Here is a 12,899-nt window from a genome sequence, read left to right as displayed (position 1 = left end):
TCAAATTTCCCCTTACTTTCATCCTAAGTTGCTATGTTGGTCAAAATGGTGAGATTTTAATTTGATGTTAAATTTGCTATTCTCGCTACACCATTTTGCCCCTTGTTTACTGTAATGCTTACGACTTACAGCAATGTTACGACAATAGGATGAAGTGTCTAATCAAAGGATGTCTGTAGTTTTTAGCTGCAGACCACAACCAGAGGAATGAAGTTGTGCTTGAAGCTTATCGCAATCATATAGCTGAGCGTGCTGAACAGGGAGTGGTTCCAAAGCCCCTCGATGCAGAACAGGTCGCTGCACTTGTTGAATTACTAAAGAACCCACCTCAAGGTGAAGATACCTTCATCTTAGATCTTCTAGAAAATCGCATTCCACCGGGTGTTGATGAAGCGGCATATGTTAAAGCCAGTTTCTTAACGGCGGTGACGAAAGGTGACGTTGAATCTCCACTCGTTTCAAAACAAAAAGCGGCTGAACTGCTTGGCACTATGCTAGGGGGTTACAATATTGAACCGCTTATCAACTTGCTTGATGATGCAGAACTTGCGCCTATCGCAACTCAAGCTCTTTCTCACACTTTGCTGATGTTTGATGCGTTTTATGACGTAGAAGAGAAAGCCAAAGCGGGCAATGAATATGCCAAGCAAGTTGTTCAATCTTGGGCGGATGCCGAATGGTTCTTATCAAAACCTGAGCTACAAGAAAAAGTGACGTTGACGGTATTTAAGGTTACTGGTGAAACGAATACCGATGATCTTTCTCCTGCGCCAGACGCATGGTCTCGTCCTGATATTCCTGTTCACGCACTAGCCATGCTGAAAAATGAACGTGAAGGTATTAACCCTGACAACGCTGGCACAGTGGGTCCTATCGGACAAATTGAAGCTCTAAAAGAGAAAGGTCACCAACTGGTTTATGTTGGTGATGTTGTCGGCACAGGCTCTTCGCGTAAATCAGCCACTAACTCAGTACTTTGGTTTATGGGGGATGATATCCCACATGTACCTAACAAACGTGCGGGTGGTTATGTACTTGGCGGTAAAATTGCCCCTATCTTCTTCAACACTATGGAAGACGCGGGCGCACTTCCTATCGAAGTGGATGTAACTAAATTGAACATGGGTGACGTTATCGACGTTTACCCATACCAAGGCAAAGTGTGTGACCATGCAAGCGGCGAAGTGATCGCTGAGTTTGGTCTCAAAACAGACGTGCTTATTGATGAAGTTCGTGCTGGTGGCCGTATTCCTTTGATTGTCGGTCGTGGTCTAACTGACAAAGCACGTACTTCACTAGGGCTTGAACCATCAGAGGTGTTCCGTAAGCCTGGCGAAATCGCAGACACAGGTAAAGGCTTTACTCTAGCTCAGAAAATGGTAGGTAAAGCGTGTGGCGTTGCGGGCATTCGTCCGGGAACGTACTGTGAGCCTAAGATGACTACAGTAGGTTCTCAAGATACGACCGGTCCTATGACTCGTGATGAGCTAAAAGATCTAGCGTGTCTAGGCTTCTCCGCTGATTTAGTGATGCAGTCTTTCTGTCATACATCGGCCTATCCAAAACCTGTTGATGTGACTACGCACCATACATTGCCTGATTTTATTATGAATCGTGGTGGCGTATCACTTCGTCCGGGTGATGGTGTTATCCACTCATGGTTAAACCGCATGCTACTGCCTGATACGGTAGGTACAGGCGGCGACTCCCATACTCGTTTCCCTCTGGGCATTTCTTTCCCTGCGGGTTCTGGTTTGGTGGCGTTTGCAGCGGCAACAGGCGTAATGCCACTGGATATGCCAGAGTCTATTTTGGTGCGCTTTAAAGGCGAAATGAAACCAGGTATCACATTGCGTGATTTGGTCCATGCCATCCCATACTACGGCATTAAGCAAGGTTTATTGACGGTAGAAAAAGCCGGTAAAGTGAATGAATTCTCAGGTCGCGTACTTGAAATTGAAGGTGTTGAGCATCTTTCAGTAGAGCAAGCTTTTGAGCTTTCAGATGCGTCTGCTGAGCGAAGCGCAGCAGGTTGTACGGTTAAACTGTCTCGTGAGTCTATCGAAGAGTACCTAAACTCTAACATCACTATGCTTAAGTGGATGATTGCTGAAGGTTATGGGGATCTACGTACCATTGAGCGTCGAATTAAGTCGATGCAAGAGTGGTTAGAGAACCCAGAGCTAATGGAAGCGGATAAAGACGCTGAATACACGCACGTTATCGAGATTGATCTGGCTGAAATTGATGAACCAATTTTGTGCGCACCAAATGATCCTGATGATGCTCGTCCGTTATCTGAAGTACAAGGTACTGAAATTGATGAAGTCTTTATCGGATCGTGCATGACCAATATCGGGCATTTCCGTGCGGCAGGTAAATTACTTGATAAGTTTAATGGCCAGTTAGAAACGCGCCTATGGGTGGCTCCGCCAACTAAGATGGATCGCGATCAACTGACGGAAGAAGGCTACTACGGCATCTTCGGACGTGCAGGGGTGCGTATCGAAACTCCGGGCTGTTCACTATGTATGGGTAACCAAGCACGCGTTGCTGATAAAGCGACAGTGATGTCGACTTCAACACGTAACTTCCCGAACCGTCTTGGTACGGGCGCGAATGTGTATCTTGCGTCAGCAGAATTAGCCGCAGTCGGGGCGATTTTAGGGCGTATTCCAAATAAAGAAGAGTATTTAGAATATTCTTCTCAGATTGATGCGACAGCAGCGGATACTTACCGCTACTTGAACTTCCATCGTATGGAGCAATATACCGATAAAGCCGACTCTGTGATTTTCCAAGAACCGGCATAATCATTCGTTATGTTTGATAAAACCGCTGCTTGTCAGCGGTTTTTTTATGTCTTTTGTATCGAGTTTTTGAGGGTAATACATTGATATTTATCGTCATAATTAAGTGTGTAGAACATATAGAGGATGTGCGTTGATGGCGATTGGATCTTGTTGGTGAATTAGCGGTAGAATTGCGCACCATAGTGAGTAGAGATCTCTACAGGTTTGTAGAGAAGATGATTGAGGTCGATGATGGAATTTGAATTTAAGCGTGCATTTGGTGAGTACTCAATAAAAACCAGTATGGGACACGAGATTGTCGGTCGTTGGTTACAAGAAGAGATAGGGCGTGATGCCGATAAGTTACAGCAGGTATTTGCGCTTGCGGAAGAAGCAATTCATAACCAAAGTGAAGTTTTACTGTTGCAAGGCACAGAAATCAGTATGAGCATCGAAGCAGGCGAGGTCACTGTACAAGAGAATGTATTACAACAGCAAACAGAGCAAGAATTTGAGCCGGATATGGACTTTTATAATTGTGAAAGTTCCGCAGTTTGTGGCTTAGAGGACTTCTCAACGCTCATTCATCAATGGCAACGCTTTTTGACCACAGGTCGATAAGTCTAAGCCTCTTGTTGCACACTTTTGTGGCATTTGTTAATTCTTTGGGCTGTTTTGGTGAGTTATGTGCACCATAATAGTGCGCAAGAAACCCCCTTTGTATTGTATATTCAACTATACCCTTTAAAATCAATAAGTTAAAAACTTGGCACGCCCTTTGTATAAGTATAAGTGTTAACACAAATATGACTTACGCAGAGGGAAAGCGATGAAACTTATTAATGCCATTATAAAACCGTTCAAGTTGGACGATGTCCGTGAAGCCCTATCTGATGTGGGCATCGAAGGTATGACTGTTTCTGAAGTAAAAGGATTTGGCCGTCAGAAAGGACACACTGAGTTATACCGCGGTGCAGAATACCAAGTCGATTTTTTACCTAAAGTTAAGCTGGAGATTGCCACACAAGCTGAAAACGTTGACCGCGTTATCGAAGCCGTGAGCAAAGCAGCACACACCGGAAAAATTGGTGATGGTAAGATTTTTGTCTACGATTTATCGCATGCTGTACGTATTCGTACAGGCGAAATGGATACAGAAGCCCTTTAAAGACTAACGGACAAGAGAATTTATTATGGAACTTACAGCGACAGTAACGGAGTTACGTTACGCACTAGACACATTTTTCTTTTTAATTTCAGGTGCTTTGGTCATGTGGATGGCCGCAGGTTTTGCCATGCTTGAAGCGGGTTTAGTCCGCTCAAAAAACACCACTGAAATCCTGACTAAAAACTTCGTCCTATATGCGATCGCATGTACGATGTTTTTACTTGTAGGCTACAATATCATGTACGTAGACAATAGTGCAGGTGGCTGGTTGCCTTCATTTGGTAGCTTGATTGGCAGCCAGGCTGAGGGTGCGGATCACTCATTAGAGTCTGATTTCTTCTTCCAAGTTGTATTTGTTGCAACCTCAATGTCGGTCGTTTCTGGTGCAGTAGCGGAACGAATGAAGTTATGGTCATTCCTTATCTTTAGTGTGGTTCTTACAGGTTTCATTTACCCTATCGAAGGTTACTGGACGTGGGGCGGTGGCTTCCTATCTGAAGCAGGCTTTAGTGACTTTGCAGGCTCTGGTATCGTTCACATGGCGGGTGCAGCTGCGGCACTATCAGCGGTTATTTTACTGGGTGCTCGTAAAGGTAAATTTGGTAAAAATGGTTCTGTTCACCCAATTCCGGGTTCAAACATGCCACTGGCAACGTTAGGTACATTTATTCTTTGGTTCGGCTGGTTTGGCTTTAACGGCGGTTCTCAGTTGATGATTTCTGACTTCGAGAATGCTACTGCGGTAGGTCAAATCTTCTTGAACACGAATGCGGCAGCCGCTGCTGGTGCCATTGCTGCGCTACTTGTATGTAAGACTACATGGGGTAAAGCAGACCTCACTATGATTTTGAACGGTGCGTTAGCAGGCTTGGTCGCTATCACGGCTGACCCACTATCACCATCACCTGTTGCTTCTGTCGCTATCGGTGCTGTGGCTGGTGTAATCGTAGTATTTAGTATTGTTGGCTTTGATAAAATCAAGATTGATGATCCTGTAGGTGCTATCTCTGTACACGGCGTATGTGGTTTCTTTGGCTTGATGGTTGTTCCTCTAAATAATGCCGATGCTACCTTTGGTGCTCAGCTTTTAGGTGCTGCTGTTATCTTTGGCTGGGTATTCTTAGCAAGTATGGTTGTGTGGGGTATCATCAAAGCGACCATGGGTATTCGAGTTACTGAGGAAGAAGAGCTTGAAGGAATGGATGTTCATGATTGTGGTATCGGTGCATATCCTGAGTTCATGACGGTTAAATAATATTTACGAGTCATTTCATTGCGTAAGGCCTGCTTTTTAGCAGGCCTTTTTCGTTTCTAGAATGGGTGGGATAGCCTCAAACCTCAGTGAAGGAGGGCTGAATGATTCTTTGTATTGGGTAGCATGTTTTTCAGAAAAGTTACCTTTAGGTGTGATTTTGATTGATATTTATCATATTTCTTTACAGAGAAATTTAAAAAATGAGACATTGAACAGGCTATGTAATTGATTGAAGAAAGTTATTGCATATAATGACCTTATTGATAACCATTCTCAATTTCAATTAAAGGACTTGTAATGAAAAAACTACTTATGTTGACTGCTGCTGTTAGTAGTGTATTTGCACCAATCGCATCAGCGACAGAAGAGGTTAACGTATATTCATATCGTCAGCCGTTTTTGGTTGAACCTATGTTTGACGAATTTACTAAGCAAACAGGAATTGCGGTTAACGTTAAGTTTTCCAAAACAGGTATTGCTGAAAAGTTAGCTCAAGAGGGTGAATACAGCCCAGCAGACGTAGTTCTGACAACTGACATCAGCCGCCTTGTAGAACTAAGCAACAAGAAAGTAGTTCAAGCTGTTGATAGCAAAGTGATTAATGAGAATGTTCCTGCGCAATACCGCGACAGTGAAAATGAATGGTTTTCACTGACACTGCGTACTCGTAACGTGTATTCATCACGTGATCGTGTCGGCAAGCTTGGCGCTGACTTTGATTACAAAGATTTAGTGAATCCTGAATACAAAGGCAAAATTTGTACTCGTAGCGGTAAGCACCCATACAATGTTTCGCTAGTTGCTTCTATGGTCGCTCACTACGGCGAAGCGGAAGCGAAAACATGGCTTGAAGGCGTAAAAGATAACCTTGCACGTAAGCCACAAGGTAATGACCGCGCTCAAGTTAAAGCGATCAAAGAAGGTCTATGTGACGTGGCTCTAGGTAACAGCTACTACCTAGGTAAAATGGTCAACAACCCTAAGCAAGTGAGTTGGGCTGACTCTGTTTACATTAACTTCCCTGGTCAAGAAGCCAATGGCACTCACGTAAACGTCAGTGGCATGGCAATGGCTAAGCATGCACCAAACCACGCAAATGCGCTGAAGTTGATGGAATTCTTAACAGGTGATAAAGCGCAACAGATGTATGCTGAAATCAACTATGAATACCCAGTTAAAGAAGGTGTGAAGCGTTCAGAGCTTGTGGCTTCATGGGGTGATTTTAAGGCGGATAAACTGCCTTTAGAAAAGATTGCTGAAAATCATTCTATTGCTGTGAAGTTGCTAGATGAAACTAAGTTCGACCTGTAATACACTGCAAGAAAACACATATAAACTTTAAGGTTTAGAGTAAAGGCGTCTTTAAGGCGCCTTTTCAAGTTATTTGATGAAAGAAAACTATCCCCTTTTTAGAGCCAGTAGTGCGCTGTTAGCCGCGCTACTGGTTTTGCCCATTTTGGCGATCTTCTATACCAGTCTAGGTGGTGACAACGATCTGTTTGCACACCTATTCGATACGGTGTTGCCTACCTATATTTCCAATACCTTCTGGCTTGTATTTGGTGTGATGTTACTGTCTTTGTTGATAGGGATCCCCAGTGCATGGTTAATGGCCATGTGTCGCTTACCTTCCGCAGGGATCTTACAATGGGCAATGGTGCTACCGCTGGCTATGCCTGGGTATATTGTTGGCTATGTATTTACCGATTGGTTTGACTTTGCTGGGCCGCTACAAGTGTTTTTGCGCGATATAACGGGTTGGGGACCCGGTGATTACTGGTTCCCAGACATGCGTACTTTAGGGGGGGCAATCTGGGTTCTCTCTTTGGTGCTTTATCCTTATGTTTATTTATTATGTCGCGCCGCTTTTATGGAGCAAAGCGTTAGCATTTTACAATCAGCAAGGCTTTTAAAGTGTTCGCCATGGCAGAGCTTTTGGCGAATTTCACTTCCTATCGTTCGCCCTTCTATTGCCGTTGGGTTATCTCTTGTAGCGATGGAAGCCATCGGTGATTTTGGTACGGTCAGTTATTTTGCGGTGAATACATTGACCACGGCGGTTTATGATACTTGGCTGGGGTACTCTAACTTAGGCGCTGCGGCAAAAATTTCGGCCATTATGTTATTGGTGATTATTTTGCTGATCAGTGGTGAGCGTTTTAGTCGCAGAAAACAAAAACTGTTTCAGAACCAGTTTAATAGCCATGAAAACTTTCGTTATCAACTGACGGGATGGAAGAAGTGGGCAGCAGTCACTTGGTGTTGGTCAATAGTCGCAGTGGCGTTTATTTTCCCACTATTGCAGCTATGCCTATATGCCTATCACTACTTCTTAGAAAGCTGGACCAGCCAGTTTTATCAATACGCCCTTAACAGTTTAAAAGTCTCGGTGTTAGCCGCTTTGATTGCTTTGATCATTGCTGTAATTCTCAATTTCTACAGCCGTTTATCAACCACCACCAGCAGTAATCTATTTGTACGCTTAGCTTCTATGGGGTATGCGGTGCCAGGTACTGTGCTGGCAATAGGTGTTATGTTACCTGTATTAAGCGCCGATCACTTGGTGAATGATATTGCTAAAGCGATGGATTGGGGCAGGCCGGGACTGATTTTCTCAGGCTCGATATTTGCGATTGTTTTCGCGTTTGTGGTGCGCTTTTCTGCTGTCGCGATAGGGACGATTGAAAGCAGTATGAGTAAGGTGTCACCTTCGTTAGATATGGCGGCACGCACTATGGGGTGTACCAGCTCACAAATGCTAAAAAGAGTGCACATTCCATTGATGAAACGCGGCGCATTAATTGCCTTTCTATTGGTGTTTATTGAATCGATGAAAGAGTTAAATGCCGCTATATTACTGCGCCCATTCAACTTTGAAACATTAGCGACCTATGTGTACAACTTCGCCTCTGACGAACAACTTGAAATCGCAGCGATGCCTGCGGTGTTGTTGGTTTTAGTTGGCCTTATTCCTCTTATTATTATCAACCGTTCTTTGGAGCAACCTCACTGATGAGCCGTACTTTAGCCATTAAAGATCTTACCTGTAAATACGACAATCAAGTGGTGCTTGAATCGCTATCTTTGACCGTAAAGCAAGGTGAAATTGTTTGTTTATTGGGGGCCAGTGGTTGCGGGAAAACCACCTTATTAAAAGCAATTTCGGGTTTGCTTCCTCTCACCAAGGGCTTTATTGAGCTCAATGGTACTGTGATTGATGATGGTGAACATTGGGTGGCGCCAGAGCAGCGTAATATTGGGATGATTTTTCAAGATTATGCTTTGTTTCCGCATCTCACCGTGGCACAAAATATCAGCTTTGGAATTAAAGAGCTGTCGCAACAAGTGCAAAAAGAGCGTATTGAAGAGATGCTCACTATGGTGCATTTACAAAATCTAGGCGACCGTTACCCTCACCAATTATCGGGAGGACAACAGCAGCGTGTTGCGATTGCACGCTCTCTTGCTTACAAGCCTGATTTGCTGTTGTTGGATGAGCCTTTTTCCAATATTGATACTCAAGTTCGTCATAAGCTCATTGCACAAATTCGCTCTATCTTCAAACAGGCTGGCGTGACGGCGATTTTTGTGACTCACAGTCGCGAAGAAGCCTTTGCTTTTGCCGATAAAATGGCGGTGATGAACCAAGGGGTGATTGAACAATTTGGCAGTGCCAGCGAGCTTTATCACAACCCATCCAGTCGCTTTGTAGCGGACTTTTTAGGGGGGGGCAGTTATTTGGAAGGTGCAAAGATAGAGCAAGGGCAGTATCAAACGGCATTAGGTGTGGTGAGTGCTAGCTGTAAGCAACCACAAATGACGGATTCTGCGATGATTTTATTTCGCCCTCAGCATCTGCAATTGACGGCGAACAGTGCGGGGGAGACGGTCGTATTAGAACAGCAGTTTATGGGAGATCACTTCCGTTATGTGGTGGATGTGCAAGGGCATAAGCTATTGTCGAGCTCCATTGAACAGTTGGATGTCGGTAGCCGAGTTGACGTGCAACTCACATCAACTCAACTACTGGCTTTTTAGTATTAGTACCAAGGGTTACGGTATTGGATTCCTCGTTTATCGAGTTGTGCTAAATCGACTTTGAGGCGGGCAGTGAAGTCACTCCAATCTTTATTGTGAGCCTCAGTCCAACACACTTCGGCGATAGCTTGCAGGCGAGGGTGGACCATATATTGTAGCTTTTTCTCGTTATCAACCAGTTCACACCACAATGCAGCCTGAATGCCCCATACCTTTTGCTGGATTGGGTCATCTAGTGCAATTTCCTGTAAAGGTTGATAGTGATAAGCGTGTTTTAATGGGGTAATGTTTGCCCAATAAAAACCAGACTCTGTGGCATCAAATTCCTGCGCCATATCGAGATAGGTGTATTGCCCCGGCTGCAACACCACATCAAACCCTTTGCGGGCACACTCAATGGCGGCTTGCTCACTTTGCCAAGAATAAATGACCGTCTGTTGACTGACTTTGTCGCCGTGTTGCGCTTCTTCCCAGCCGAGCATGCGTTTGCCAAAACCGCTGAGTTTATTCTCCACATACCGCAACAGGTGCCCTTGTAGCTCCTTTGGATCCTGATAGTTGTGTTTCTTCATCAGGGCTTGGCATTTTTCACTGTCAGTCCAGACGCCCTCTGGCACTTCATCTGCACCAATGTGAACGTATGGGGCAGGAAAGAGCTCTACCACTTCAGCAATCACTTTATCCAGAAACTCGTAAGTACCTTCTAGCGCAGGTGATAATACGTTGTCCGTATAGTGTTGGACACTGCGATAAATCGATGCATCTTCAGGGTCTAATAACAGATTTGGCAAAGCTTTAATCGCAGCTCGGCAGTGACCCGGAATGTCAATTTCGGGAACGACAATGATCCCGCGACGCTGTGCATAAGCGATGACCTCTTTGATTTGCTCTTGGGTATAAAATCCACCATAGGTGGAATCGATATGCCTAAACTGCGGAGCCAAAGGTAAGTTTTTACCGCGCCATGCACCAATATCAGTCAGTTCAGGAAACGCTTTTATCTCAATGCGCCAGCCTTCGTCATCGGTCAGATGCCAATGAAAGTGGTTGTATTTATAGCGAGCCAGTTGATCAATAATGAGCTTCACTTGTTCTATTTGATGAAAGTGACGAGAGCAATCCAGCATCATGCCACGATAGTGATAAGCCGGACTGTCGGAGATTTTGACACAAGCCAATGAGGTGTCATTTTCAAACAGCTGCAATAAGGATGCCACTGCGTGCCCAAACCCTTGCGCGTCACCGGCGCTGATTGTGATAGTGCTATTGGATACATCTAATTGATAAGCCGCTGTAGATAAACAGCTCATTGCTTTAAAGTGAATCCGTGCCGGTTGCTGTGTGATACTCAGTTTCAATTGAGGTTTGCTCTCGCATAGCCACAATGCTGCCTCGGTTGCCATCGAGCTTTCAATATACATAGCTTCGCCAATAACAAACTCAAATACCCCTTGCATAGGATCAAGGTTGTTGGGTTTGGGAATAATGGCTATCTGTGCGCTTTCGACGGGTTCTATCCCATGCTCTACAGAGTTTGGCGCCAGCAGTTGCAAAGGCGTTACCGCGACACAATGATGCTCAGATGACTCAATAAACGCTTCGAGAATGCCATCACATTGCAGCTGCAATGGCGGAGTTGGCATATCAAATTCAGTAGTGAAAACCTGATAAGCGTCTAGTGTGGGCAGTGCACTTAGGGTACAAAAACTGCCCGTTTGTGTCAGTTGACCTACCGTGCAACTGGCACTGTCTAAAAAGCGAGTGATTGAGAAGTTCAGCGTCCAATCCGTCAATTGTAATTCAGACAAGTTGACCAGAGATAAAGCAAAACGGGTACGTTCTTCGCTTTCATTGACCACTTTAAGGTCGAGGCGAAATAGGCTCATAGAGAGTCTCCTGATAATTCATCGTGTGTTTGGTAGGCGACAGCTAATAAAAACCACGCACTGTGGGGGAGCCATTGCTCTGTCCAGCGCCAATTTTGTTGTAAGTCATCAGCGTAGGCGCTTGGGTTAAAAGCAATGCCTTGCGGGTGTTCAAAGCCTGCGGTTATGCCGTTGCAAATCCCCCCTTTAGCGTTATGAAATCCTAAGTGGGGCAAATAGCTAGGGTTGTTATCGCCATGCCCATCGAGCATGCAGATATTGTAAGGGTTTAAGCCAGTTATCCAGTTTAAGCAAGATTGTGCGTAGCGTTGTAATGGTTTGATTAGAGATGAACAGGCATAAGGTTTAGCTCTGTATACCATTGCCGATAAAGAGGCGAGGCGAGCGTTTTCTCCTTGCCACCAATAACCCGATTCATTGTCTTGCGCCATAAAAAAAGCGTCGCGTTTTGACCCATTGAGATCTTTAACATATTGCCGTGGATAGGCATAAGGGTTACTTACGGAATGTGTGATGTTAAGTTCAAACGAGAGCGCGGCATTAATGGCGCGTTGTATTTTTTGCTTAAAAATAGCGTCGCTTTCAATATCCAAAAAAGCGCACAGAGCGATGACAGGAAGCCCTGCATCTGAGGGGTGATAGTAAGGACGTTCACCTTGTGCCGTCGCCGACCAAAAGTTCGACCAGTGTTGGTCGCTACATTGACGCTGGATAAGACGCAATGCCCAGTCACGGCTCTCATCTATGTAGCGCCCATCTTGAGTCGTTTTGTAAAGCTCGACACTGGCTAATAAAGCGGTGTATTCATCAATGATGTTTTCTTTTCCGTCATTTAAATACGCTCTATTGCTCTTCTTTAAATGCCAATAACCTTTTACCGCAGCTTCTTGATAGCGATAAGCACTGTGTTCGCCATCTTGTTTGAGCCTAGCAGCACTGGCAAGAGCGGCAATGGCTATGCCTGCACCTTGTCGAAAGCCCGCTTGATAGGTGACGAGTTTTTTCCCAGCTTGAGTTTTATATGCACAAATCTCCCTTTGTGCGGGGTCTTTGCTCCATTGATCAAAGACGGTGGTGTAGAAAAACCCATTGTCAGCTTGCATGCGCACTAAGAAATCGGCGCCAAATAAGGCTTCATCGACAAGGCGGGTACGCATAAATGGAGCACAATCGTTGTGCGCGCGAAGCACGTCTAAGCTAGAGAGTAAGTTCCATACCAGCATAGGAATTTGCTGAGGATTTAAGTAGTTGGTGTAGCATAAATGGCTCAAGTATTTGCTGACATCTCCCGATGCATCATACCAGCCGCCGCTGACATCGATCCGGCTTTCACTGCCAAATAAACGTGCATTTTTGTCGGCTTTATCAAACGAACCACTGCAACGTTGTGACTTAAAATAATGCAGTAGGTCGGAAAAGGTGCGCTGAAATAAAAGCTGTGGCTGAATATCAAACGCGAGGGAGTCTAGCTGCTCAAAGCGTGCGATAAAGCGACCATTGATAGTCAATTGGCTAAAGTCAAAAGGATAGCTCCAGCCTACATTCCAGTGTTCGACTTGTTTACCCGGTTGTAAGGGGACTCGCATGACTTCTTGGCCAGTGTGCAGATCAACAATAATGACATCGGCCGTATCCACCTTCTGTAATGAGAGGGGAGAAGAGGTGCGCAGCACACCGACTTTAGGGGCTGTTGTCGAGTAGCCAATTTGATTGATTAACAACTGCATCAGTCGCTATCCTTTGCATAAACGAAGTGCTGG

9 protein-coding genes are annotated in these 12,899 nt (G+C 44.9%); 7 read left to right on the top strand and 2 right to left on the bottom strand.

What is annotated here, in order from left to right:
* Positions 1-215: 215 nt before the first annotated feature.
* The 7 genes from acnB to VEZ01S_RS01310 all read left to right on the top strand — a co-directional run bounded on the left by acnB (position 216) and on the right by VEZ01S_RS01310 (position 9,253).
* Positions 216-2,813, top strand: coding sequence for a bifunctional aconitate hydratase 2/2-methylisocitrate dehydratase (gene acnB, locus VEZ01S_RS01340; protein ID WP_021712218.1), 2,598 nt, complete (start codon positions 216-218; stop codon positions 2,811-2,813).
* A 231-nt stretch (positions 2,814-3,044) separates the two neighbouring features.
* A complete protein-coding gene (locus VEZ01S_RS01335) occupies positions 3,045-3,413 on the top strand; it encodes a YacL family protein (protein ID WP_021712217.1) in 369 nt (122 codons plus the stop codon).
* A 208-nt stretch (positions 3,414-3,621) separates the two neighbouring features.
* A complete protein-coding gene (gene glnK / locus VEZ01S_RS01330; protein WP_021712216.1) occupies positions 3,622-3,960 on the top strand; it encodes a P-II family nitrogen regulator in 339 nt (112 codons plus the stop codon).
* A gap of 25 nt (positions 3,961-3,985) precedes the next feature.
* Positions 3,986-5,215, top strand: a complete 1,230-nt coding sequence (locus VEZ01S_RS01325) for an ammonium transporter (RefSeq protein ID WP_021712215.1) — start codon at positions 3,986-3,988, stop codon at positions 5,213-5,215.
* 297 nt (positions 5,216-5,512) lie between these two features.
* Complete coding sequence (locus tag VEZ01S_RS01320; RefSeq protein WP_021712214.1) at positions 5,513-6,526, top strand: Fe(3+) ABC transporter substrate-binding protein; 1,014 nt, start codon at positions 5,513-5,515, stop codon at positions 6,524-6,526.
* 76 nt (positions 6,527-6,602) lie between these two features.
* Positions 6,603-8,228 carry an ABC transporter permease gene (locus VEZ01S_RS01315; protein ID WP_021712213.1) on the top strand — a complete coding sequence of 542 codons (1,626 nt, stop codon included), beginning with the start codon at positions 6,603-6,605 and terminating at the stop codon, positions 8,226-8,228.
* Positions 8,228-9,253 (top strand): ABC transporter ATP-binding protein, encoded by a 1,026-nt coding sequence (locus VEZ01S_RS01310; RefSeq protein WP_021712212.1) that lies wholly within the window; start codon positions 8,228-8,230, stop codon positions 9,251-9,253. Before VEZ01S_RS01315 ends, VEZ01S_RS01310 begins: the two co-directional genes overlap by 1 nt.
* 2 nt (positions 9,254-9,255) lie before the next feature.
* On the opposite strand, the gene VEZ01S_RS01305 is transcribed toward VEZ01S_RS01310, so the two are convergent.
* On the bottom strand, positions 9,256-11,139 hold the full coding sequence (locus tag VEZ01S_RS01305) for a beta-N-acetylhexosaminidase (protein WP_021712211.1): 1,884 nt from the start codon (positions 11,137-11,139) through the stop codon (positions 9,256-9,258).
* Positions 11,136-12,866 (bottom strand): glycoside hydrolase family 9 protein, encoded by a 1,731-nt coding sequence (locus VEZ01S_RS01300; RefSeq protein WP_021712210.1) that lies wholly within the window; start codon positions 12,864-12,866, stop codon positions 11,136-11,138. Before VEZ01S_RS01300 ends, VEZ01S_RS01305 begins: the two co-directional genes overlap by 4 nt.
* Positions 12,867-12,899: the final 33 nt, after the last annotated feature.

Origin of the sequence: Vibrio ezurae NBRC 102218 (assembly GCF_000467185.1) — a bacterium.
GTDB lineage: Bacteria > Pseudomonadota > Gammaproteobacteria > Enterobacterales > Vibrionaceae > Vibrio > Vibrio ezurae.
The sequence above is the reverse complement of the archived record's forward strand: the minus strand, read 5'-3'. Positions and strand labels throughout refer to the sequence as shown.

Bases quoted from the DNA above. Each gene is read 5' to 3' on its own strand.
- glnK (WP_021712216.1), top strand. From the start codon at position 3,622: ATGAAACTTATTAATGCCATTATAAAACCGTTCAAGTTGGACGATGTC.
- VEZ01S_RS01305 (WP_021712211.1), bottom strand. From the start codon at position 11,139: ATGAGCCTATTTCGCCTCGACCTTAAAGTGGTCAATGAAAGCGAAGAA.
- VEZ01S_RS01335 (WP_021712217.1), top strand. From the start codon at position 3,045: ATGGAATTTGAATTTAAGCGTGCATTTGGTGAGTACTCAATAAAAACC.
- VEZ01S_RS01300 (WP_021712210.1), bottom strand. From the start codon at position 12,866: ATGCAGTTGTTAATCAATCAAATTGGCTACTCGACAACAGCCCCTAAA.
- VEZ01S_RS01320 (WP_021712214.1), top strand. From the start codon at position 5,513: ATGAAAAAACTACTTATGTTGACTGCTGCTGTTAGTAGTGTATTTGCA.
- VEZ01S_RS01315 (WP_021712213.1), top strand. From the start codon at position 6,603: ATGAAAGAAAACTATCCCCTTTTTAGAGCCAGTAGTGCGCTGTTAGCC.
- VEZ01S_RS01310 (WP_021712212.1), top strand. From the start codon at position 8,228: ATGAGCCGTACTTTAGCCATTAAAGATCTTACCTGTAAATACGACAAT.
- VEZ01S_RS01325 (WP_021712215.1), top strand. From the start codon at position 3,986: ATGGAACTTACAGCGACAGTAACGGAGTTACGTTACGCACTAGACACA.